The organism is Acidithiobacillus sp., from assembly GCF_023229925.1.
Taxonomy (GTDB): Bacteria; Pseudomonadota; Gammaproteobacteria; order Acidithiobacillales; family Acidithiobacillaceae; genus Acidithiobacillus.
The window spans coordinates 635,750-658,745 of sequence record NZ_JALNYM010000001.1 but is presented as its reverse complement, the minus strand read 5'-3'; the positions used below and the strand labels follow the sequence as shown (position 1 = coordinate 658,745).

Genomic DNA, 22,996 nt, shown 5'->3' with positions numbered 1-22,996 from the left:
GTCGGGAAGTACCGGCTGAAGTTCATGCCGGAAGCCCTCGAAGAATGGAATGCGCTCGATGGCGGCGCAAAGGGTCCGTTGCGCAAGGCTCTGAAGAAGCGATTGGAGCAACCGCATGTGCCCGGCACCCGTCTGCATGGGGATCTGGCGAACTGTTACAAGATCAAGTTGCGTAAACAGGGCTATCGCCTGGTCTACAGCGTCGAAGATGATGTCTTGGTAGTTCTGGTACTGGCCGTCGGTAAGCGGGAAAACATGGCGGCGTACATGTCCGCCGCCCGGCGCTTGCCTGGTGGAGAGTAACGTCCGTACCGGAAATCCGTCTGGACATTCTGGACAAATTCTGGACACTGAGATTGTGTTTGGGCGTGTGCGGGCGTGTACAAAAGTGATTGAATAACAAATGGTTGTGATGAAACTGCTTGAACGAAAAAGGGTAAAATAGGGACTGTTAATCACTAGTTCGGCAGTTCGAGCCTGTCCCGGGGAGCCAAGTTAAAAAGCCTTGTTTAACGAGGTATTCAGTAGAAACAAGAGGGGACCTCAATCGCAAAATCGTCATCCCCGAGCGGGAACGTTATCGGGTAAAGCTCTTCATGAGCCAGATCGACCAGCGCGAGAAGACCCTGGTGTTCTGCGCCAATCAGGAATTTGAAAAGTGGGGTTTCAGCTTGATGGCACATTGATAAAACGAAATGTCAATATGTTATTTTTCTAAAACATAAAATACTTGTGAATTTAAATACCATGGCAATGCTGTGAATGGAGAATAAAAACGGTTTTTAATGGAAAAATTAGATGACAGCTCTTTTTCAATGGTCCTAAAGTTAAATCCTTTATGGGTTACTCTTAAATCATCAGGTCTTACGGCTGGAATACCAAAAAATGATGCAGCTAATAACTCCTTTGGTGTGTAATCAGACCTCCTCTTAAATAATAATATTCTATTAACTTCTTTTAATAACAACGTCGGGCCGCCAATGATTGGTATGGAAATAATAATTGTTCCTGACGTCTTTAGAACGCGCATCGCTTCTGCATACAACCGGTTCCTTTCTGTTTGATATAAGTGTTCTAAAGTTTCAAATGAGCAAAAAACGTCAACGGAATTGTCAGGTATTTTGTCAGTATCAGTTATAATATTATACCGTTCAGAAAAATGCCCTGATTCAGGATCGTATCCGAGCAATTTAGCATCATTCCTTAACTCGAAAATTTCATTTAAGAAATCACCTTTACCACAACCATAATCTAATAATGTTTGCTTATCTCCTAAATATTTTAACACGCGCCCTGTTGACAGTTGATATCTTTTCGTGTGAGCAAATCGTGCAATAGGATTTGGAGTTTTTAGCGTTTGCTTAGAATAATTTACTTTCATAATTTCTCCAAAATTGTTACCATTGATTATGTATTATGATGAATTACGATTACATTAAATGAATCAGATATCTAATCGTTGTTACGTAACGGTCCACACCAGAGCGCGCAGCTTTATGAACCAGACAGAATGCATCATACATGTCCCATCTGGGACCTTCAATGCCAAGCCTTTATGTTTGTATTTATTATCCTTCTTCTGAAGCATCCACATGAGACAAAACAATGAAATTCTCCCTCTCGCGCACGGCAAGTATGGCGCATACTTTAGCCTAGTCATACGTCTGCTTCCACTCTTCACCCCGGCACAGCGCCACCGGGGCGAAGATCACGCGCTGCTGGCGAAACGTCATGCCCTCTATGAGGCGGCCAAGGCGAGAAATCCTGTGATTACGGTTTTCTGTGACCGCCTGATCGCTCATGGTAAACGCCCTATGCAGGTGATCATTGCCGCCATGCGCAAGCTCCTGCATATCGCCTATGGTGTCCTCAAATCCGGTCAGCCGTTCGACCCTGAAAAAGCTCTTGCATAGGCGTCATCAAGACGGTATCTGACACCGGGGGCCGTCCACAGATGAGGATGTCGCTGCAGATGCCTGGTACTCCGATAGCCGGGAAAAGCGTGTTTTTGATTCTGGAAGATGGGCTTTATCTAAACGGTTGCCGAGTATTATTGCTGACCTGGAAAGAAGACGCTGTCTGCATTCCGGCCGAGAAGAGTTCATAACAGTCGATATGGTGGAGGATGATCGTAAATTTGAATATGCGGTATTTTTACGGTCACTAAGGCTAATAAGACGGAAGGGGCTGATCTTAACCTTTTTATCAACAGCGCTCATGAGCGGATTGATGCCCTTAAGTACAAGAAGCCAATCAAGTTTTTTATTGTCCTGCTAAATCGGTTGCTGGGTAAACCTATACGAGAGGCCCCATAAAAGCCAATGCCCATCACGGGGATGGGCATTGTTAATCCGGAGCCTCTTGGCTATTCCACTCAAGGGTGCGAACCTTTTGCAAGGCGGGCGGGCACTTTCACCGGTCAGCGCTACCTATGGGTTAAGTGTATACCTGTTGATGATCAGGTCAACCACTCTTTACATGGGTTGGCTTGGATTGCCTGGACAAATCCGAGAGACCTAAACTTCAGGCATTCTCGCCAACGCAACCGGAAGTTCCGCCCATGACGTAGTGAATTGTGGCGAAAGCGTCCCTCGCTGTTTAACAGCTAAACGAGGAGTCTTGAACTGAAGTGGCAAACGGCATTCCGCTAACGCCCGCGCCTATCGCGTCACGCTGGATCGATGATACTGGTTACCCGGTTGATAATTTCGCGCGTAGTTTGCTGGTCCAGCGTTTCCACATACTGAATGTCTCCAGCACGGGCGCGTAGATCGAATGTGCGCATTTGATTGCAGACGGCCACGCCTGTCGTGTCATGCCCTGCGATGGCCACGGTCAATCCGTTCTGCCTGGCGTGATTGCCACCGCTGGTGATAGGCACGCAGGTGACCAAGCCCAGCTTGTTGATTTCGGTGGGCGTGATGACCACGAACCGGTGCCGGTCCCGGATTTCGTTTCCTGCCGTTGGATTGGGATTGATCCAGTACACGTCGCCAGGGGATGGAACCTTCCGTCCGATCAAATCAACTCTCTCCCGGCGGGCGCACCTTCCCTGGCCCAGGCGGTGTCTTCAGCGAGGACCTGCATGTCCTGCTCGGTGACACCAGCGAGCAATTCTTCCAGGCTATAGCGCCGCCGCTCACCGCGTGCCGGACGCAGGATAACAGTGTGCTGGGAGACCACTATGCTCAAATCCTCACCGATACCGGCATCCAACTGCCGCAGCACTTCCGCAGGGAGCGTAACTACCGCCGCACCGCCTTGCTTGCGAATCTTTGTGACCAACATGGCGAAACCTCTATTAATATCATCAACGCTTGAACAGTTTAGTGCGAGTGTGACTTTAGTGCAACCTGACACCGCTTCCCTAAGCGGGAGAACATCGCGGCGCAAAGGGTTCGTTGCCCGGCGGTTGCCTGGTGGGGAGTGACGTCCGTACCGGAAATCCGGCTGGACATTCTGGACACTGAGATTGTGTTTGGGCGTGTACGGGCGTGTACAAAAGTGATTAAATAACAAATGGTCGTGATTCAACTGCCTGAACGAAAAAGGGTAAAATAGGGGGCTGTTAATCACTAAGTCGGCAGTTCGAGCCTGTCCCGCCAGCGAATGATGCGTTCCGTACGAGCTATAATCCATATGATCCTGCTGATCATGAATTTCAGGGATGGGACCAAACCCGACATGCGCCGAATTTGGTGGTGGGCTGTACTGCTGCTCGTAGTTGGCATCTTTCCTGCGGGTCCGGCACTGGCGGGGCCGTTGCTTGCACTTTCCGCCCAGGAGGCAACTATGCAGATCCATTCCAGTGCCTTTGCCAGCGAAGGCATTATTCCGCGCCAGTACACCTGCGAGGGGAAAGACCTTTCGCCCCCCTTGCGCTGGGAGGGTATCCCCGCCGGGACCCAAAGCCTGGCCCTCATCGTGGAAGATCCAGACGCCCCGGACCCCGCGGCTCCCCAGCGCATCTGGGTACATTGGATAGTGTATGACATTCCGCCACATATTCAGGAACTCTCTGCAGGGGTACAAAGGCTTCCGCCCGGCGCCCGGGAAGGCCTTAACGACTGGCAGCGCAGAGGGTACGGAGGCCCTTGCCCACCCGTCGGCAGACACCGGTACTTTTTCCGGCTCTATGCCCTAGATACGACCCTGCCCGCGCTGCAAAATCCTGACAAGGACAGCCTACAGGCGGCCATGCACGGACATGTGCTGGCCGAAGCCTCACTCATGGGGCGCTATGCCAAGGGCGATCGTTAAGTCGCAAGGTGTGCTCCTACCTCTCTAAATCTCCCGATTCAGGTCTTATCCTAGAACTTCACCGTCACACTGCCGAATACAAAGCGCGGCATGCCTTCCAGGACGGACAGATAGGCGTTGCCGTAATAATCGGTGTTGCTGAAACCTTTTGGAAAATAATGGCGATTCAGCAGATTGTCGACATTCAGCGCCAATTTCACATTTTTCACATAATCGGCGTGAACCGGTATCGTGTCCTCTACACCGAGGTTCAGCAGGAAGTAGGGCGGTATGGTCTGGCTGGTCGGGGTGCCTGCAAATTGCTGGTTGATATACTGGCTGGAGACGTATTTCCCATCGATATGGGCATGCAAATGATGGTATCCCCAGTCCAGACCCACATTGAACATGTTTTTCGGAACATTCGCCAAGGGCTGTCCGGCCAGAACGTTGCCGGCGTAGCTGGAGTTGAAGGAAGAAGTAAAGACCGCCTGGTTATAGGAGTAGTTGGCAAAAGCCGCCCAATGGCCCAAGAGGAAGTGGCCGAGACGTTGCTCCAGGGCCAACTCTACCCCCTCGTACCGCGAACTGCCGCCATTGTAGGTATTGCTCACGCCGGAGGCATTGGTGTTCGTGAGGAAGGTGTTCTGGAACTGTTCCCGATAGGCGTTGATGCTGCCTATGAATCCCTGGTGGCGATAACGCATCCCGAGTTCATAATCCGTGACATATTCCGGCTGCACGGTTACAGGTACCACAACGTATTGACCGGCATTGTTCTGTTCGGCAATGTTGCCGTAATAGGCGCCAATATTCGGGAACTTGATGTTCCGACCCCAGGAACCGTAAAAGCTCAGGTCATGGATGGGGGCAAAGCTGATGCCGATGGTCGGTGACGTGAATGCCTGGCTGTTCGCTACGGTCCCACCGATCGGGTAATAGAAGCCTATATTATCGGAGCTTGTCGTATAAGCATACAGATACTTTATGCCCGGAGTGATATGCACCTTGCCGCCCAACAGGCTGATGTTGTCCTGGATGTAGACCGATGAGAGCAGGCGAGTGTCATGTTCATCCCAGGCACTATTGTACTGAGACACCTTCGGCATGGCATAAGATCCGTACCAGTATTCCGCACTGTGGAGCATACCGTAGGAAACATTGCCGCCGAGGGTTACCCGGTTGTGCGGCAGGATGAACTGCGCCTTGGGGGAAAAGCCAAGGCTGTTGGAGATGTCTTCGTACAGGTGATAATCGGTACCATAGTGGGTCGACCCGAAGATGGCGCTGGGATCATAGGTGGGAGGGACCGGATAGGAGAGCCAGAAGGGATAGCCCGTACCTTGATTCGGAAGGTAATAGGGCTGACTGGCGCTTTGATCGAAAGCCGGGTTCGCATAGGAGGTACGATGGTAGTTGTTGTTTTGCACGTATACCTTTGCGCCCAGGATCACATGGCGGTTGATGACGCTCTTGTCGCCCAGGATGGCCGTTAGCTCGGTATCGGTATTCGAGGTGGTGGAATAATTCAACGGCCATTGGTAGCTGTAACCATATTGCTGAATCAGGGTCTGCGGCACGCTATGCGGGGTATAACCCACGTTGCGGTTGACGATCACATACGCCGACATTCGGGACATGCCGTGGTCGTAGGGCAGAATCCCGGCGTAGTAGTAGTTGGTGTTCTGGTTGCCGGAATTCTGCAACCAGCCGTTGCTGGTCTGCCGGTTGTAGGCGAACAGAGAACGGAAGCCATCGATGGAGCCGGTGTTGAATAAGGCATTCCACTGAAAGGTCCCGAAACTGCCGTAGCCCATGCCCACCGACCCGCCCAGAATCTTGCTCGGCTTGCGCGGCTGATAATTGATGGTGCCGCCCAGGGAGTTGTACGAGTTGACCGAAGGATTGTTGATCCCGTTGTAGATGTTGATGCCGGAAATATCGTTGAGAGTCAGTGGAATGGCGTTGCGATTCGATGCCTGATTCGTGGCCCCACCGTTGAACATGTCATTGAGAGGGATGCCGTCGAAGGTCTCGGAGAACTGCCCACTGTTGAAGGCGCGGAAGGTGATGGTGCTGCGCACGCCGTTGGGGCCGGTACTGTATGCGTTTATCGACGGCTTCGTGGCGAGAATCGTTTGGGCATTCTGCATCGGCGAGGCGCGCCGCACCATTTCGGCACTAATGGCGTGCTCCGAGTAGGTAGCCTTTAAGGGGACTTTCTTCTTACTGGCAATAACCTTTGCCTTTTTGGATACTTGGCCGACCTGAACAGTGGTTTCCCCACTGTCGCCTTGCGCATGCGCCTGGGACATCAGAGCAATCATTCCAGCGCTAGCCAGGGCCAAGAGCAGCGGGCGATGATGGGAATACGTCATAACTATTATCTCCTTGCACAATGCTGTGTCTGCGGTTAATTGCCACATCTATAAGAATATCGTCACAATGTGACACTCTGATGAAACCAGGGTGACATTCTTGTGACATTTCAACTTTTCATAAACTTTGTCCGGTTGGCGGTTGATTGGGGGGTGCGGCCAACGTCGGTACCCTGCACCTGAATGTGCTGCAACAGACCCGCTACCTGGGCGACAATCTCACTCGGACCTTGGTGGCTCCGGCGGGCGCGCTCGACATCGGGGTGGGCCTGACCCTGCAGGGCAAGGGTCCCTGGGTGGCGAAGCTTGCCTATGAGGGCCAGTTCGCAGGAGATACCCACTTCAACAGCTTCGACCTCATCGCCCGCTATCGGTGGTGAGTGGGCCAACTATCGCGGGTCAGCGGTTTTCGCTAAAGTACCAATATTCTTCTGCCCGGTCCCGTGCCGGGCGTTTTCTATGGGGATTGAATGCCACAGCGTTTGCTACAGGTCGATCGTATCGGGCTCAGCGCCTGGGCGGGTCTGCTCACGCTCGAGAACTGCCAGAACCTCATCGCCATCGGACAATTTCTGTTGCGCCCGGCGACGGTGACCGACGAGCAGACCGGGCAGGAGGTGGCCCACGGTGAACGGGTTTCGGAGATGGCCTGGCCCAAGCGCGACGACTATCCCATCCTGCAGTCGTTGGCTGAGGGCATTGCCCAATTGACCGGCATCCCCATCGACTGTCAGGAGCCCTTGCAGATTCTGCATTATCGCCCGGGCGGGGAATATAAGCCGCACTATGACGCCTTTGCGGCTGATGCCCCGACTTTGCGTCAGGGTGGCAACCGCCAGGCCACTCTCATCCTTTACCTCAATGCCGTCGAGGAAGGTGGAGAGACGGCCTTTCCGGAACTTGGGCTGCAGGTCTCGCCCATTCCCGGGGGCGGAGTTCTTTTCCGCAATCTGAACGAAGAAGGCCAGCGCCACCCCCTTTCTTTGCACGCCGGCCTCCCGGTGCACAAAGGAGAAAAATGGATTGCCACTCAATGGATGCGCCAGGAAGCCTATGTCTGACCCACTCCAAGCCCCGACCATGACCCTCCCCGAGGCCCTGCAACGGGCCCAGGCCCATTGGCAAGCTGGGCAGGCCGCCCAGGCCGAACAGCTCTGCCAGCGTATTCTGGCGGGCTTCCCCGGCCAGCCCGACGCCCTGCACCTGCTGGGTCTCATGGCACATGCCTATGGTCGTCTGGACCCGGCTATCGAGTATCTTCGTCAAGCCTGCGCCTCGCCCCAGGCAGCAGCGGTCTACTGGAGCAATCTCGCCGAGATGCTCCGCCAACGCGGACAACTCGCTGAAGGCGAGCGGTCCGCCCGCGAGGCGCTCGCCCGCGACCCCCAGCTCTCGGGTGCCTGGAACAATCTGGGCATCCTCCTGCAGGAGATGGGACGGTTTGACGAGAGCCTGGAATACCTGGAACGGGTACGCGCTGTCGAGCCAAAAAATCCCAAGGTCCTCAATAACCTCGGTAATACCTGTCTGCGGCAGCGAGACTTCAGCTCTGCCGAGCAGTACTGGCGGCAAGCCATGGTCCTCGATCCCGCCTATCCGCAGCCCTATAGCAATCTCGCCAAGCTCCTCACCGACCGGGGCGAGACCGAAGCCGCCATCGAAGCGGGACGCCGGGCCATTACTCTCGATCCGCATCTGACGGATGCCTATATCAACCTCGCCGCTGCCGAGCAGGAGCGCCAGAACCCCGCAGCGGCCCTGCGCTGGGTCGAGGCGTTGCTTGCCTTTCAGTCCCAGAATGGCCAGGCCTGGTCCACCAAAGCCACCCTCTTGAAGGAGGCCGAACGCCTGCCTGAAGCCTTGCAAGCCGCAGAGCAGGCGGTGCAACATGCCCCGGAATCTGCGGATGCCGAATACGCTCGCGGTAGTGTCCTGCAGGCTCTGGGGCGGCACGAAGAGGCTCTGGCCGCCTATGCCAAGGCCGGAGAACTACCCGGGGTCAAGGCAGAAGACGCCCTGATCAGTCAGGCGGTGCTGCACATGGAGCAGGGCGCCAGGACGGCGGCCGAACGCTTTTTCGAGAGGACCATCGAGCGTTTTCCCCGCTCGGCCAGTGCCTGGTACAACTGGGCCGATCTGCATCGTTTTACGCGCGAGGACGCCTTGCTGCCCCGCATGCAGGCCCTGCTGGAGCAAGAGCTTTTGCCCCGCGACCGGATGCTGCTGGACTTTGCCCTTGGCAAAGCCCATCTGGACTTGCAGGACTCGCAGCGCGCCTTTGCCCATCTGCACGCGGGCAATGCCGCCAAGCGTGCCACTTTCAGCTACGATCCCGCTCAGGCCGATGCACTGGCGGAGCGGATCATCACTCTGTTCCCGAAAGACAAGTGGCATATTCCATCCATATCGCAAGCCGCTACGGAAGCAATCCCCGTCTTTGTTGTCGGCATGCCCCGCTCTGGCACCAGCCTGATCGAACAGATCCTCGCCTCACATTCCGCAATACACGGTGCCGGAGAACTGAATGATCTGCGTCGCATCGTCGATGCGGTCGGGATATATCCGGAGGCCCTGGTGTCTCTCCCTCCAGAGCAGCTTCGGAGCCTTGGCCAGCGATATCGGGATCGTATCACCCCGCTCGCTGAGAAGGCCCGCTATCTCGTCGACAAGATGCCCGCGAACTTCTTCTATGCGGGGCTCGTTCCGCTGCTCCTGCCCGAGGCGAAGATCATCCATTGCCGTCGTGATCCGGTGGATACCTGCCTGTCCTGTTACAGCAAAAACTTCTCGGGGGAGCAGCGCTTTTCCTACGATCTGCAGGAGCTCGGGCGCTTCTACCGGGCCTATGCCCGGCTGATGGAGCACTGGCGGCATATCCTCCCGGCCAGCCAGTTTCTGGAAGTGGACTACGAGGCGGTGGTGGACGATCAGGAAGATCAAACCCGCCGTCTGCTCGATTTCCTTGGTCTCGACTGGGAACCCGGTTGCAAGCACTTTTACGAAACCCGCCGAGCGGTGAAGACGGCGAGCGTCAATCAGGTCCGCAAACCCATCTATCGGAGCTCCGTCGGCCGCTGGAAGATCCACGCCGCGCAACTCCAGCCGCTGCTGGAGGCGCTGGAGATCGATCCCGACGCATGAAGCGTTCCATCGCCGAGCTCCTTGCCCACGGTCAGGCGCTCATCGCCGCCGATCTCCCCGAGGCGGTGGGAACCCTCCTGCATCCCTATCTGCAGGGGGGGACGGGCCCCATCCCCCTCTGGAAGCTGTTGGCATTGGCCTACCGCCGTCAGGGCCGGTTTGAGGCCGTACGCAAGATACAGGAGATGATCGTCGAGACCCTCCCCGGCGATCTCCCCGCGCGCTACGATCTCGCCGATACCCTGCTTACCTTGGGGGATTTCGCGCACGGCTGGGAGGCGTACCGATACCGCTACCATCTGCCCCACACCACGGCCCTCGCCCGACACATTCAGGCCGCTCCCCGCTGGGATGGGCGCTCGATCTCCGGCCAAACCCTGCTCATCCACGACGAACAGGGCTATGGCGATACTTTTCAGTTCATCCGCCTACTTCGTGCCGCCCAGAAACACAGCGAGGCGAAGATTCTGGTCGAGGTCAATCACGAGTCCCTCTCCCTGGTGCGCCGGGCTTATCCCGAGTTCCCGGTACAGCCTCGGGGAACGCTGCCGCCGCGCTTTGACGCCCACTGCGAACTGATGAGCCTGCCCCACGCCCTAAGCCTGCAGCTCTCGGACCTGCCCCTGGAGATGCCCTATCTACAGGCCGATCCCGGGCGGATCGCACATTGGCAAGCGCGCTTGCACGACCTCCCTCGCCCCTGGGTCGCTCTGGCCTGGTCAGGGCGGCCTGCCCATCCCAACGATGGCAACCGCTCCATGCGTCTGGAGCAATTCGCTTCTCTTGCCACGGTTGCTGCTTCCTTCCTGGCCATCCAGAAAGGACCGGCAGCCTACCAGCCTGCCCCAACAGGCATGAATTTATGCCGCCTGAGTGACGAGATACGCGACTTCGAGGACACCGCCGCCATTCTGCAGATCGCCGATTTGCTGATCTCCGTGGACTCTTCTCCAGTCCATCTGGCGGGGGCGCTCGGCCGTCCCACCTGGGTGCTGCTACCGTTTGAAGCTGAGTGGAGATGGATGACGGAGCGCGAGGACACCCCGTGGTATCCCAGCCATCGCCTCTTCCGGCAAACCCGCAGGGGGGATTGGCAGGGGGTGCTGGAGCGAGTGGCCGTCGATTGGGGTGTATCGGCTTTAATCTCCGTGTTCTGATGGAAATGCATCCGGCCCTGGACAGCTTTTATGGTATTCCCCAGGAAATCCGCCTGCTGTACCGGGTGCTCTCCACTTTGCCGGATGTGGAATTGTCTGGGCTCTTGCAGATGTCCAAGCGTGCAGGGAGAAAGAACGCATCTTGCGCATCACGCGATCCGTTTCGCCCGCATCCAGAAGAGACTCCGCACAGGTCCGGCAATAGTCTCCCGTGACCTCCGGGATGATAATGGTCTCTCCTTGGTACGTGTAAGGCATATCGCGTGTATCGTGGATGAGCTCTGCCGCACCGCTTACCGGACATTTCATCGTCATAACTACCGTTCTGGGTATGGTATCAGGGAACGGTAATGGTGATTTATTTTACTTGCGTGCCGAGGCGGATCACGAATTGCTTCTGGCTAACAGTATTGCCCATTTAAACACGGTTATTGAACATGTTTTAAGATTGATACCTAGCGGTTTTCCAATATTGTTTTTGTCATTTTTAGAGCCTCCAGAGCAATTATTTGGTGTCTTTGGACGAAACAGAGACAAGTCAATATATCATCTTGTTCGCGCAATAAATGATGAAATGGAAAGCATTCTCTCTACTCGTCAGAATGTATTATATTTTGAAATTAATGATATACGTAAATATTATGGAGATGCGGGTGCCTACGACGGTTATGTCGGGCATTATTCCCATGCCGGATTGTTTCCGCGCAGTCAGCAGGGCGAGTGGATTTGCCGGGATATTTTAGATCGTCTGGAGGGTGCCTGGGCTGTGCTGTGTGGTAAAGACCCGGTTAAAATTATCATTACGGACCTGGACAACACCCTCTGGCGTGGGGTGCTGGCCGAAGAAGAGGAAGTCGCTCCCTGGCGGCACACGGAGGGGTGGCCTATCGGCTATGCGGGGGCGCTGCTGGAATGCAAGCGACGCGGGCTTTTGTTGGCTATTTCCAGTAAAAATGACGAGGCGCCAACCTGCGATCGCTTTCGGCAGGTTTGGGGACAGGCTTTGCGGTTGGAGGACTTTTGCGCGCGGCAGATCAACTGGCGTCCCAAATCCGACAATATCGCCGACATTTTGCAGGCCACCAATATCCTGCCCGAGCAGGCGCTGTTTATAGACGATAATCCCCTGGAAATTGAAGAAGTACGGCGGGCTTTTCCGCAGATGCGTTTTCTGATCGGGGCGCTGGCGGCATGTTTTGCTCTATGCGCCCGAAACCCAGGTGCTCCGGGTAACGGAAGAGTCCGCCCATCGTACCGAACTGATCCAGGCCAAAATGGCCCGCGACCAGGCCGCGCCCGTGCAAGACCGGGAAGCCTGGCTGCAGGATCTGGGCCTCACGCTGCGCTTTGATCGCATCGCCGATGCCCGGCACTCCCGCTATGCCCGCGCTCTGGAATTGCTCAACAAAACCAATCAGTTCAATACCACCGGCCAGCGCTGGTCCGATGCGGAAATGCGGGTGTGGCTAGGCGCTGGCGGCAGGTTACTGGCCGCCAGCGCCGAAGATCGCTTCGCCAATCATGGCCTCATCGCTCTGGCTCTGCTGCGCGATAACGAGATTGTGCAGGTGGTGCTGTCCTGCCGCGTGTTCGGCCTGGGTATCGAAACGGCGCTTCTGGCCGAGGCCTTGCGACAGATGCAGGAGGCCGGATATACGGATTATGTGGGGCGTTTTACCGCCACCGGCCGCAATGACGCCTGCCGCGCCTTCTGGCCCGCGCACGGGTATCGCATTTATGGTCCTGACTTTTTCCCTATATACACATCCACCAGTTCGCCGGGAAACAGGTTCATGTGTTTTGGAATCTTAAATTTGAAGAGGACTGGCAGCACCCGCACGTCCACTTTTTCCGTCCTTTGGTTGGACAGTTCGATCTTCGGCGTCACGTAGGGTTGTATCCGTACGAACTGCAGCGGTACGCTGACATTACTGGCGCCGCGAATGAACATCTTCGCGGTTATATCGGCAGGCGCAGGCAGTCTTGGAACCAATATCTCATCCAAATAGGCGCGGACCTGCAGGTAGGCGGTCTTCTTGCCCATCACCACGACCGGATCCATCCCCTGTGTATAAGTGCCATAGACGCCCTGAGGGGATGCGTAACTGCCAATCGCGGTGCTGATACGCAGGATATCGCCGGTGACCGGCGCCCGCACGACATATTCCTGTAACAAGGCATTACTCGACGCGTAGGTCTTGCGCGCCGCATGGTAGATAGCTTGTTGATTTTTGATATCGTAACTCCAGGCGCCCGCCTGGGTCAGCGCATACTGCGCCTGCGTCACTTTGAGATTGTTTTCGGCGATCAGGACAGAGTTTTGCACGTTCTCCAGGGCAAGTTTGCTCACCGTCTGGGGATTGATGGCCATTTCCTTTTTGGTGATTTCCAGTTGTGCCTGCTGGTATTTCAGACTGGCTCGGGCATATTCGACTTGTTTTTTGGCAATGCGCAAGGTTTCCTTGCGGGGCTCTGCTTTCAACTCCTGTAACAGGGCCAGGGCAGCTTGGGCCTGGGCCATGTTCTGGGCCACCACCTCCTTTTGCACGGCGTCATCGATGGCGAAGAGCGGCGTCCCCTTCGCCACGGTCTGCCCATCCTGAACGAAGATGCCGGTCACCCTTCCGGACACCTGCGGGTAGATGTTGATGTTTTCGCCATTGGTCGCATAACTCTCGATGATGCCGTTGGCGAATAGGCCGTTGGCGTAAGGATCATAGTTGGTGGCCAGAGGGGGTTGCGGCGGCGTTTGCCGACTATATATGTAGGCGCTGACCAGGCCGATGAGGATCCCCACGATGGCCAGCCCGAAAAGTATCTTATTTCTCATGGTCCACTCCGGTTCCGGGGACGATCCTGCCATCTTCCATGCGAATGATCCGCGTCGCATATTCGTAAATTCTGCTGTCGTGGGTCACGATGATAATCGCACGCTGCGCATTCAAAATATGCTCCTTGACGAAGGCGATGATTTTCCTGCCGGTGTCTCCATCCAGGGAGGCGGTAGGTTCATCGAAAATCAGCAGGTCCGGCTGGGCGACGATGGCGCGGGCGATGGAGACCCGCTGTTGCTCGCCGCCGCTCAACTTGTAGGGCGGTAAGCTTTCTTTTTCCGCCAGGCCGACGATCTGCAATGTTTTGCGCGCTTCGGCCAGACTCCTGTCCCAGGGCTCACGCCGAAGAATCAGCGGAATGGCCACATTTTCCAGCGTGGTCAGGCGGGGAAAAAGATGGTAGTCCTGAAAGACGAAACCAATGGTCTGCAGACGAAAGCCGGCCAAGGCGTCGCTGTCCAACTTCCAGATGTCTGTACCCTTCACCACCACGTCGCCGCCATCGGGGCGCAGGATACCGGAGATGATGCTCAACAGCGTGGTCTTGCCGGAGCCGGAAGGGCCGACGATATAGAGCATCTCGCCGAAATCCACAGCGAAGCTGACGTCGCGGAGCGCGTAGGTCTGATTCGGCGCTTCGCCAAAGGATTGGGTGATGCCTTTCGCCGTCAGGATCATGCTAGCCCCGGAAGACGTCGAAGGGGTCTATGCGAATGACTTTGCGGATGCCGATGTAGCTCGAGAAAACGGATATGATCAGGACCATGATGAGGGCCATAAACAGGTTTTCGTAGGTCACCATGGCGGCGTAGTTGGCGATCTTCAGTTTGGCAATGGCGATCATGGTGGAGGACAGGAGCACGCCGAAGCCAAAGCCCAGAAAGCCGACGACCAGTGACTGAAAGACGATCATTTGAATGAGTTCGCCGCTTTTTGCGCCGATGGCCTTGAGGGCGCCGAAGTGCTCGAGATTGTCCAGGACGAACATATAAAAGGTCTCGCCAGCGATGGATAGGCCGACAAGAAAACTGATCAGGGTCATGATCAGGATGTTGGTGCCCATCCCGGTCTGAAACTCATAGAACCGGTCGTTACGGTTGATGAACTGCTGATCGGTCAAGGCCAGATAGCCCAGACGCTTGACCTGCTGTTGGATGGCGGCGATATCCTGGGTGCTTTTCGGTTGCACCAGGATGTAGGAAATCAGATAGCGGGTGGAGGGCAGATCCTGGGTGGCGCGGTTATAGGTGGTATACAGGGTTGGCAAACCGAACAGGCCGGGCACCGGAGTATGGGCCAGGGCCACGACAACCGCGCGATGATCATTGATTTCAAAGCTGGTGCCTATTTTGGGGCTGCCCAGCTTGGCGTAGTTGGCATCCTTGACCATGATGAAGGCGTTGTTCTGGTAAATGTCCGTAATGCGGCCGGAAATGATCGCCGGTCGACCGAACAGGCTGGCATCGTCCAGGCCGATGATGGTGGCGGACTGATAGGTGCCGTCATTGAGCCTGACGAGGCCCGCACCGACATAAAAAGGCACTGCAAACTTTACGCCGGGTATGCTACGTACCGCGTCCAGTACGTAGTTGGGCATGGGGATGCTGTTTTGCGGGGTTTGGACGGCGGGGTCCATCACCCACATCCTGGCGCCGACATTCACGATGTTGGATGCAGATTGATAGAGTATGCCGGAGAACATGGAGGTCATCTGCATCATCAGAAACACGGAAAAGGTGATGCCAATGACCAGGGTGGCGAATTTGCCTTTGTCGTTCAGCAGCAGTTTCAGAGCGATACGGAGCAGGCCGTTCATAAGTGCTTGCCTCTTGGTGCGCTGCCCTGATGGCTGGCGAACGCCTGGCTGATGCCGTTTTGGTGTGTGATGCTGACGGTCTTATGACTGAAAAACAGCCAGTTGGCAATGACCGCACCCATATTTCCCCAACCTCCGCCTGATTTTAGATAACCTTCGGTCCTGTCGGCCCGCCGGGTAGAGATTGCGCTTCTTTGCAGCCATCGTATAACGACGAGGCCTTGCGTACTCTACGTTTCTATACTAAAAATGCAATACTTCATAGTTCAGAAAAAAGAGCACTCGTCCAATATGCAAGCTTGTCATTTGCGGTGTCTATGCGGCTGATCATGTACTACCAGCCGGTGGTGTCTATGCGCGACGGGACTGCATCCTGCCAAGGGATTATCGGCTTTGAGGCGTTGATCCGGATGGCGCATCCGCAGCGCGGGATTCTCACGCCAGCCGTGTTTGCCGAAGCCCTGGATCATCCCCGCCTGGCTCGACGCATTGGATGTTTCGTGCTGGATGCCGTGTTGGCGCAAGGGGAGCAGTGGCATCGCGATGGGCTTCCTTTACGGATGTCGATGAACATCAGTGCCTGCCATCTGCTGGATCCCGAGTTCTTGAATGATGTGCGTGCGGTCTTGGCTGCGCATCCTGACATCGCGCCGGAAATGTGTGAAATCGAGATCACGGAAAGCGCCCCCTTGCTTGATTTTCCCAAAGCACAAGAAACCTTGCGGGTCTGCAATGACTTGGGCCTGCGTATCGCCTTGGACGATTTTGGTACCGGCAGCGCCTCCCTGAGTTACCTACAAAAACTACCAGCGCAAACCATCAAGGTGGATCAGAGCTTCGTGCGGAATATCCTGAACGATCCGCGGGACTTCGCTATTGTCGCCGGCGTCATGACGACCGCCAATATGCTGGGGCTTGACGTGATCGTCGAAGGCGTGGAAACCATCGGTCATTTGCGATTACTGGAGACGCTGGAGTGCCACGCCATGCAAGGCTATCTCTTTGCCAAGCCGATGCCTGCCAGTGACGTGAGTGCATGGGTTAACAATTTCAATCATATGAATTACAGGAAAGACTCATCAGTTGCTGCACAGGGTTTCGCTAGATATAACGAGTGACCTGTTCTCGTTGACCAATGACCTGTTCCGGCCAATGCGTCCAAGTAAGTGGGATCATCCTGGCATTCAGCGATGGCGAGGGCGCCAACTTTCGGTGTGGATGAAAAAATCAGAACTGCGCCGGTATACGCTATAATAGCAGGATGTGATGAAGGTCAGCTAGGGGGCCGGTATGCGCGAACTGGAAGACATTATGTGGATGCAGGCCATAGACATGTTGGAGCGTGCAGAACGCCTGCAGCGGCGTTTCTTTCAACCGGCGCGGTCGGATCGGCAACCGCTATGGCAGCCGCCTACGGATGTTTTCGAGACCAGTGAGGGGCTGCAGATTGTCGTGGCTTTGCCGGGCGTGAGCCCGGAGGCGGTACGGGTGATCTTCAGCGGCAATGTGCTGATGGTGAGTGGTCTGCGCCGGCTTTCCGCAGATCTGCAAACGGGGCATATCCATCGCCTGGAGATTCCCTACGGCGCTTTTGACCGGCGTTTGCGAGTTCCTGATGGGTTGACCTTACAGGGCTGGGAAATGCGCGATGGCTGTCTCCATTTGTCCTTTCGCCAGCAGGGGGTATGAAATGGAAGACACGCACACGGGGGCGAGCGGAAGCCACAAGCAGGCATTACCCGAGGATGTTCTGCCGGTATTGCCCATGCGCAATCTTGTTCTTTTCCCGGGGGTGGTTCTGCCCCTCGGTATTGGTCGCGCAGCATCGGTAGCAGCGGCCCAGGAGGCCATTCGCCAGGAATGTCCCGTTGCCGTGTTGCTGCAAAAGGACCCCGGCAACGATACACCCGGCCCTGGTGACTTATATGCGGTGGGTACGGTGGCCAGTGTTTTGCGTTATGTGACCACGGGCGATGGCAGCCACCACCTCATTGCTCAGGGCGAAAGTCGTTTTCGGGTGCGCGAATTTTTGCCGGATTATCCCTTTCTGGCGGCCCGTATCGAGCGACTCGAGGAGATCACCGCTAGCGGTTCGGAACTCGATGCCCGTGTTCTGCACTTGCGTCAGCAGGCTACCGAAGCCCTGTCTCTGCTACCTCAGGTACCTCAGGAGCTCGCCCAGGCCATCGCTCATGTGGAGCAGCCCGGAGCGCTGGCCGATCTGATTGCCAACTTTCTCGATCTCAAGGCCGAGGAGCGCCAGCAGATCCTGGAAAACCTTGATGTCCGCAGCCGACTGGAACAGATCTCGCAGTTTTTGAGCTATCGCATCGAGGTCCTGAAGCTTACCCACAAGATCGGCGAGCAGACCAAGGAGGTCATGGATCGCCGCCAGCGCGAGTATTTCCTGCGCGAGCAACTCAAGGCCATCCAGCAGGAGTTGGGGGAAGGAGAGGAAAGCAACGGTGAGATGGAGGCGCTGGGCCATGCCATTGACGAGGCGCACTTGCCCGCCGAGACGGAGGCGGTGGCCCGCAAGGAGTTGCGTCGCCTGCAACGGATGCCCGAGGGGGCTGGGGAGTATGGCATGGTGCGCAGTTATATCGACGCCATTCTGGCCCTCCCTTGGAGCAAGGAGACAGCGGAGCGCATCGATATCGCCGAAGCCCGAATGATTCTCGACGAAGATCACTATGACCTCGACAAGATCAAACGGCGCATTCTGGAGCATCTGGCAGTACATCGCCTGAATCCCAATGGCAAGAGCCCCATTCTTTGCTTTGTGGGACCGCCGGGGGTGGGCAAGACCTCTCTGGGCCAGAGCATCGCCCGCGCCATGGGGCGCAAGTTTGTGCGGGTGAGCCTGGGCGGCGTCCATGACGAGGCGGAGATCCGCGGCCATCGGCGCACCTATATTGGCGCCCTGCCGGGCAACATTCTCCAGGCGCTGGGCAAGGTGGAAGTGCGCAATCCGGTGATGCTCCTGGATGAGATCGATAAGCTCGGCGCGGGTGGTTTCCATGGTGATCCCGCCGCAGCCCTGCTGGAAGTGCTCGATCCGGAGCAAAACCGCAGCTTTCGCGACACCTATCTGGCCATGCCCTTCGATCTCAGTCATGTCTTTTTCATCGCGACGGCCAATGTCCTGGATACCATTCCCGGTCCTCTGCGGGACCGGATGGAGATCATCGCGCTCTCGGGCTATACGGAAGAGGACAAGAGACATATTGCCTCCCGCTACCTTCTGCCCCGGCAACGGGAGGCGGCGGGCCTGACGGAGGCGCAACTGGTCCTGGAGGAAGATGCCTTGCTGGCGCTGATTCACGGATACACCCGTGAGGCCGGCTGTCGCAATCTGGAACGGGAGCTGGGGGGTATTTGCCGTTGGGTGGCGGTGCGCATCGCCGAAGGCAGCAGTAGCGGGATGCACGTCCGTCCCGACGATCTGACGACGATCCTCGGCCCCCAGCGCTTTGAAAACGAAGTTGCTTCGCGGGTAGCCCTGCCCGGCGTGGCCACCGGCCTGGCCTGGACGCCGGTGGGCGGGGATATCCTCTTTATCGAGGCCAGCAAGAGCCCCGGTAACGGCCGCCTCATCCTGACCGGCCAGCTCGGCGATGTCATGAAGGAGAGCGCCCAGGCGGCCATGAGCCTGGTCAAGGCGCGGGCGGCGGACTGGCAAATTGCCCAGGAGAGTATCGACAAGAGCGATATCCATATCCACATCCCCGCTGGTGCTATCCCCAAGGATGGACCCAGCGCTGGGGTGACGCTCTTTGTGGCATTGATTTCTCTGCTGACCGGCCGCAAAGTCCGACCGGATGTGGCCATGACGGGCGAGATCAGTCTGCGCGGTTTGGTGCTGCCCGTCGGGGGGATCAAGGAAAAGGTCCTGGCGGCGCTGCGTGCCGGTATTGATACGGTGCTATTGCCGACGCGCAACCGCCGGGATTACGAAGATATCCCCGAGAATGCCCGGCAACAACTCACTTTTATATGGATAGAGCGGGTGGAAGAGGCCGTGGCGCAGGCGTTGGAAATGGGCTGAAAATATGTGACCTCGGCCAGATCACCGACCGGTGATGGGGTTGAAACGTGTCATGCTGTGGGATGGATGGCGAGCAGTTCTTCTGCTTCCTGGCAGAGCCCGCGGCGTTCCAGGAGGACGCCGGGCAGGTGGCCACCCGCCTGGCGCCACAAGACCGCCGCACGGATGCCGCTGAGCAGAAGGGTGCGGATGCGTGCGGCATCGTCGGGATCGCTCAGAAAGCGGCTTTCACCGCTGACAATGATGCGCGGGCGCAGGGTACCGATGGCCTCTGTGTAAGTCTGGGCAAGTCCGGCAATGATGCTGCGTTGTGTCGGATCGCCAAAATGGACGACCTGGCGCTGTGCCTGTTCGATACCTTCCTGAACGCGCTGGGTAGCGGACGAATTTTTAAGCAAACGTTTGCCGAGGGTCGTCAGCGCCATGCTGTAGCGGAGTAGTTCGGCCTCTTGGGCGTTGCCGGGGCCGCGTTGCAGCAAGGGGCAGAGCAGGGCCAGGGGTTGACGCAGGCTGGCGACATCGCCCAAGGCACTTTGGCTATCCTGACACTCCAGCGCGAGAATGCTCTGTATACAGGTCTGCAGCAGTTCTCCAGGCTGCGTGCCGTTGCGCGCAATGTTCTGCACCAGCAGGGCGCTGCGCAGTACGCCGGCGAGGGCCAGGGCGCGGTCGCGGCGGCGCCGGGCATCAGGAAGAAGAAATGACCACATGGTGTTGAGCCTGTCTGGAGAAAGGGCGAATGTACTGGAAATGGGAGTGTGTCTGACCAACCGGCATCGTCTACGCGGCCTTGCCGTTCAGGATGTTGTCCAGGGTTTGGGTCAACGCCTTGGCCTGTGCATCCGATAGTTTGCGCCCACGCTCGTTGAGGATGAAAAAAGTATCTTCTACCCGTTCACCAAAAGTGGAGACTTTGGCGCCGTGGATATTGAGTTGTAAGGCGCGTAGTGCCTCACCTACCTGGTACAGTAGTCCAAGCTGATCTGTGGCACGGACTTCCAGTAGGGTGTAACGGGGTAGGGCGCGGTTGTCCACGCGGATTTCAGCCGGAATATTGGCGAAAAAACGGTGGCGTGGGTCGCGATGGCGCGGACCGAAGCAGGGCTTTCTGGTCGTCTCTCCTTCAATGATTGCGCGGAGTTCGGCACCCAGATCGGCGTGGGCTTGGGCGCTGTGGGCGAAGGCGTGGCTGTTGTCGATGACCAGAAAGGTGTCGATGGCGCGCCCGTCCTCGCTGGTATCGATCCGGGCGTCGACAATGTTCAAGGATTGACGATCGAGCGCGCCGGTAATCTGTTGAAAAAGCCCCGGCCGGTCCGAACCGTAAATCAGGATTTCGCTGCCTTCTGGTGCATGGGGCCGCACCGCAACCAGCGTCTTGCGGCTTTTGTGGGCCAGTATTTCCTGACAATGCCAGAGCAGTTCGTCTTCGGTGTAACGCAGGAAATAGGGGCCAGAAAGATGTCGCCAGAGGGCGCGCGCCTGCGGCTGGTCCGTACTGGTGATTTTTCCCATGACAAAATGTTGTTTATCGGCAATGAGTTGTGGGAGGTCCTGCATCTGCCGCTTTTCCCGCTGAAGTTCACTAGCCGTCGCCCGGTATAGGGTGCCAAGCAATAATCCTTTCCAGTCATTCCAGAGTTCAGGATTGGTGGCACGCATATCGGCAACGGTGAGAAGCAGAAGATAGGCAAGATGCCGTTCATCCTGAACCAGATCGGCAAAATCGCGGATGACCTGTGGATCTTCGAGGTCACGTCGCTGGGAAGCGCTGGACATTTGCAGGTGCTGTTCCACCAGCCAGGCGATCAGTTCCGTATCGCCGGGCGACAACTGTAAGCGCCGGGCAAAACGCCGGGCTTCCTGTGCACCGATTTTGGAGTGATCGCCGCCGCGACCTTTGCCGATATCATGGAAGAGGCCAGCCAGCACCAGTAACTCCGGTTTTTCGACCTGCTCCCGGGCCGCGTTGGCGACGGCTATCTGCGGTGTCTCGTTGGTCCATATTTGACCGAGGTTGCGGAGCAGAAAGAGCGTGTGCTGATCCACGGTATACACATGGAAGAGGTCGTGCTGGATGCGTCCGGTAATGCGTCCGAAAGCGGGGAGTATGCGCGCCAAAATGCCACATTGCTGCATCATTTTGAGGCTGCGATAGGCGCCGTCCGGCTGGGCGAGAATGGCGAGAAATTCTTTCTGCGCAACGGGATCATGATCCAGATCACGCGGGTGAATAGCGTTCCGTAACGCGTAAAGCTGGCGCTGGGTCTGGGCATCGAGGGTGCGCCGTCGGGAGTCCTCCGCCAGGCGGCGGAACAGGCTCAGAATGTGCTGGAGCAATTGCGGGTCATCGCGGCGCAACGGACGTAGAGGCAGGGCGACGCGCTGATCTGGAACCACGGGCGCTGTCGTGCGTGTGGCCAGGTGCTGCGCGATATTCTCCTGAGCAATGGCGGCGATGCGCAGGATGTCGGCGAAGGCGCGATAGAGCTTTTGCATCAGTTGTTCGACGGCGCTGCGCCCACGCCGGTCGGTGTAACCCAATTGCTTCGCCAGCGGCACCTGCAAGTCGAGGCGCAGACGGTCTTCGTGGCGTCCGGTGGCGTAGTGCAGGGCGATCCGCAGGCGCGAGAGCAAGGCCTGGGCGCGCAGGATCTGACGATATTCCTCAACGGTGATTATGTCCTCATCGCGCAGCCGGTACAGGCTACCCTCCCCAAAAACACTGGCCGCGAGCCATTGCAGGTGATGGATATCGCGCAGCGCACCGGGACCTTCCTTGAGATTGGGTTCGAGATGAAAGGCGGTATCGCTGTACCGAGAGAGGCGGTTTTCCTGCTCTGCCAGTTTGGCGGCGAAAAAAAGCGGGGGGGACCAGGGCGGGTTTTCCCGTGAGGCGCGATTCAGGTCTTGCAGCAGAGGGTGCGATCCGGCCAGATAACGGGACTCCAGCAGGGTGGTGGCAATGCCCAAGTCCTGGCGTGCCTCCTGCAAGCATTCATCCACGCTGCGAACGCTATACCCCACCGCCATCTGCAGGTCCCAGAGGCTGTTCAGGAAGCCTTCGATGAAGTCTTTTTGTGTCGCGGTCAGGACGCTGGGGGTCAGAATCAACAAATCGATGTCGGAGCCGGGGAAAAGGGGGCCGCGCCCATAACCACCTACGGCCACCAGGGTGAGATAGTCGGCGGCTGACACGTCTGTGTCCGATGGCGCCTGCCAGAGCTGGCGCAAGGTGCTGTCCACCAGACGGCAGTGCTGGCGGAGCAAGGTGCTGCTATTTCGCCGTGGCGACGAAAACGCGGCTTGCAGCGACCCCTGACCCGCGCGCAACGCCGCATGGGGTGCGAGCGTCTGGGTTTGCGCGACGCGGCTCGTCATTC

General features: G+C 57.0%; 22 protein-coding genes and 1 pseudogene. 11 read left to right on the top strand and 12 right to left on the bottom strand.

Annotated features, from left to right (window positions below; translation table 11 throughout):
- Positions 1-24 precede the first annotated feature (24 nt).
- Positions 25-303, top strand: a complete 279-nt coding sequence (locus M0P56_RS03380; RefSeq protein ID WP_366110150.1) for a type II toxin-antitoxin system RelE/ParE family toxin — start codon at positions 25-27, stop codon at positions 301-303.
- 403 nt (positions 304-706) lie between these two features.
- Here M0P56_RS03380 and M0P56_RS03375 read toward each other — a convergent pair whose 3' ends face one another.
- The gene (locus tag M0P56_RS03375) at positions 707-1,381 is read right to left on the bottom strand and encodes a class I SAM-dependent methyltransferase (protein WP_291508635.1); all 675 of its coding nucleotides are present in this window, start codon (positions 1,379-1,381) and stop codon (positions 707-709) included.
- Between the two features lie 421 nt (positions 1,382-1,802).
- On the opposite strand from M0P56_RS03375, the pseudogene M0P56_RS03370 reads away from it, so the two are divergent.
- Positions 1,803-1,913, top strand: a pseudogene (locus tag M0P56_RS03370) (IS110 family transposase); the annotation flags it as partial.
- A 755-nt stretch (positions 1,914-2,668) separates the two neighbouring features.
- Here the strand turns inward: M0P56_RS03370 and M0P56_RS03365 are convergent.
- Positions 2,669-3,022 (bottom strand): type II toxin-antitoxin system PemK/MazF family toxin, encoded by a 354-nt coding sequence (locus M0P56_RS03365; RefSeq protein ID WP_291508634.1) that lies wholly within the window; start codon positions 3,020-3,022, stop codon positions 2,669-2,671.
- Positions 3,019-3,288 carry an AbrB family transcriptional regulator gene (locus M0P56_RS03360; RefSeq protein ID WP_291508633.1) on the bottom strand — a complete coding sequence of 90 codons (270 nt, stop codon included), beginning with the start codon at positions 3,286-3,288 and terminating at the stop codon, positions 3,019-3,021. The genes M0P56_RS03365 and M0P56_RS03360 overlap by 4 nt, the downstream gene beginning before the upstream one ends.
- Positions 3,289-3,654: 366 nt before the next feature.
- Here M0P56_RS03360 and M0P56_RS03355 point away from each other — a divergent pair, with 366 nt between their 5' ends.
- Entirely contained in the window at positions 3,655-4,260 is a 606-nt protein-coding gene (locus tag M0P56_RS03355) for a YbhB/YbcL family Raf kinase inhibitor-like protein (RefSeq protein WP_291508632.1), read from the top strand.
- 50 nt (positions 4,261-4,310) lie between these two features.
- On the opposite strand, the gene M0P56_RS03350 is transcribed toward M0P56_RS03355, so the two are convergent.
- Positions 4,311-6,617 (bottom strand): TonB-dependent receptor, encoded by a 2,307-nt coding sequence (locus M0P56_RS03350; protein WP_291508631.1) that lies wholly within the window; start codon positions 6,615-6,617, stop codon positions 4,311-4,313.
- Between the two features lie 146 nt (positions 6,618-6,763).
- Between M0P56_RS03350 and M0P56_RS03345 the strand changes: the two genes are divergently transcribed.
- The 4 genes from M0P56_RS03345 (at position 6,764) to M0P56_RS03330 (ending at position 10,915) form a co-directional block, all read left to right on the top strand.
- Positions 6,764-6,997, top strand: coding sequence for a hypothetical protein (locus M0P56_RS03345; protein WP_291508630.1), 234 nt, complete (start codon positions 6,764-6,766; stop codon positions 6,995-6,997).
- A gap of 90 nt (positions 6,998-7,087) precedes the next feature.
- Positions 7,088-7,678: a 2OG-Fe(II) oxygenase gene (locus M0P56_RS03340; RefSeq protein WP_291508629.1), complete on the top strand. Its 591-nt coding sequence runs from the start codon at positions 7,088-7,090 to the stop codon at positions 7,676-7,678.
- Positions 7,671-9,758 (top strand): tetratricopeptide repeat-containing sulfotransferase family protein, encoded by a 2,088-nt coding sequence (locus M0P56_RS03335; RefSeq protein WP_291508628.1) that lies wholly within the window; start codon positions 7,671-7,673, stop codon positions 9,756-9,758. Before M0P56_RS03340 ends, M0P56_RS03335 begins: the two co-directional genes overlap by 8 nt.
- Complete coding sequence (locus M0P56_RS03330; protein ID WP_291508627.1) at positions 9,755-10,915, top strand: glycosyl transferase family 8; 1,161 nt, start codon at positions 9,755-9,757, stop codon at positions 10,913-10,915. Before M0P56_RS03335 ends, M0P56_RS03330 begins: the two co-directional genes overlap by 4 nt.
- On the opposite strand, the gene M0P56_RS03325 is transcribed toward M0P56_RS03330, so the two are convergent.
- A complete protein-coding gene (locus M0P56_RS03325; protein WP_291509248.1) occupies positions 10,898-11,173 on the bottom strand; it encodes a type II toxin-antitoxin system MqsA family antitoxin in 276 nt (91 codons plus the stop codon). The two genes, M0P56_RS03330 and M0P56_RS03325, sit on opposite strands and share 18 nt — an antisense overlap.
- A 109-nt stretch (positions 11,174-11,282) precedes the next feature.
- Here M0P56_RS03325 and M0P56_RS03320 point away from each other — a divergent pair, with 109 nt between their 5' ends.
- On the top strand, positions 11,283-12,266 hold the full coding sequence (locus M0P56_RS03320) for an HAD-IIIC family phosphatase (RefSeq protein WP_291508626.1): 984 nt from the start codon (positions 11,283-11,285) through the stop codon (positions 12,264-12,266).
- Between the two features lie 133 nt (positions 12,267-12,399).
- On the opposite strand, the gene M0P56_RS03315 is transcribed toward M0P56_RS03320, so the two are convergent.
- From M0P56_RS03315 to M0P56_RS03295, 5 genes are read right to left on the bottom strand one after another with little or no spacing between them, the layout of a single operon-like run.
- A complete protein-coding gene (locus M0P56_RS03315; protein WP_291508625.1) occupies positions 12,400-12,639 on the bottom strand; it encodes a hypothetical protein in 240 nt (79 codons plus the stop codon).
- Positions 12,640-12,650: 11 nt separating this feature from the next.
- The gene (locus M0P56_RS03310; protein WP_291508624.1) at positions 12,651-13,745 is read right to left on the bottom strand and encodes an HlyD family secretion protein; all 1,095 of its coding nucleotides are present in this window, start codon (positions 13,743-13,745) and stop codon (positions 12,651-12,653) included.
- Positions 13,735-14,427: an ABC transporter ATP-binding protein gene (locus tag M0P56_RS03305; protein ID WP_291508623.1), complete on the bottom strand. Its 693-nt coding sequence runs from the start codon at positions 14,425-14,427 to the stop codon at positions 13,735-13,737. Before M0P56_RS03305 ends, M0P56_RS03310 begins: the two co-directional genes overlap by 11 nt.
- A gap of 1 nt (position 14,428) precedes the next feature.
- A complete protein-coding gene (locus tag M0P56_RS03300; RefSeq protein WP_291508622.1) occupies positions 14,429-15,565 on the bottom strand; it encodes an ABC transporter permease in 1,137 nt (378 codons plus the stop codon).
- The gene (locus M0P56_RS03295) at positions 15,562-15,687 is read right to left on the bottom strand and encodes a hypothetical protein (protein ID WP_291508621.1); all 126 of its coding nucleotides are present in this window, start codon (positions 15,685-15,687) and stop codon (positions 15,562-15,564) included. The genes M0P56_RS03300 and M0P56_RS03295 overlap by 4 nt, the downstream gene beginning before the upstream one ends.
- Positions 15,688-15,882: 195 nt before the next feature.
- On the opposite strand from M0P56_RS03295, the gene M0P56_RS03290 reads away from it, so the two are divergent.
- The 3 genes from M0P56_RS03290 (at position 15,883) to lon (ending at position 19,613) form a co-directional block, all read left to right on the top strand.
- On the top strand, positions 15,883-16,683 hold the full coding sequence (locus tag M0P56_RS03290; protein WP_291508620.1) for an EAL domain-containing protein: 801 nt from the start codon (positions 15,883-15,885) through the stop codon (positions 16,681-16,683).
- A 172-nt stretch (positions 16,684-16,855) separates the two neighbouring features.
- Entirely contained in the window at positions 16,856-17,254 is a 399-nt protein-coding gene (locus tag M0P56_RS03285; protein WP_291508619.1) for an Hsp20/alpha crystallin family protein, read from the top strand.
- A gap of 1 nt (position 17,255) precedes the next feature.
- Complete coding sequence (gene lon / locus M0P56_RS03280) at positions 17,256-19,613, top strand: endopeptidase La (RefSeq protein WP_291508618.1); 2,358 nt, start codon at positions 17,256-17,258, stop codon at positions 19,611-19,613.
- Between the two features lie 50 nt (positions 19,614-19,663).
- Here the strand turns inward: lon and hflD are convergent, their stop codons facing one another.
- Together hflD and glnD are read right to left on the bottom strand one after the other, a co-directional pair.
- A complete protein-coding gene (hflD, locus tag M0P56_RS03275) occupies positions 19,664-20,323 on the bottom strand; it encodes a high frequency lysogenization protein HflD (protein ID WP_291508617.1) in 660 nt (219 codons plus the stop codon).
- 70 nt (positions 20,324-20,393) lie between these two features.
- Positions 20,394-22,994 carry a [protein-PII] uridylyltransferase gene (gene glnD, locus M0P56_RS03270; protein WP_291508616.1) on the bottom strand — a complete coding sequence of 867 codons (2,601 nt, stop codon included), beginning with the start codon at positions 22,992-22,994 and terminating at the stop codon, positions 20,394-20,396.
- Positions 22,995-22,996: the final 2 nt, after the last annotated feature.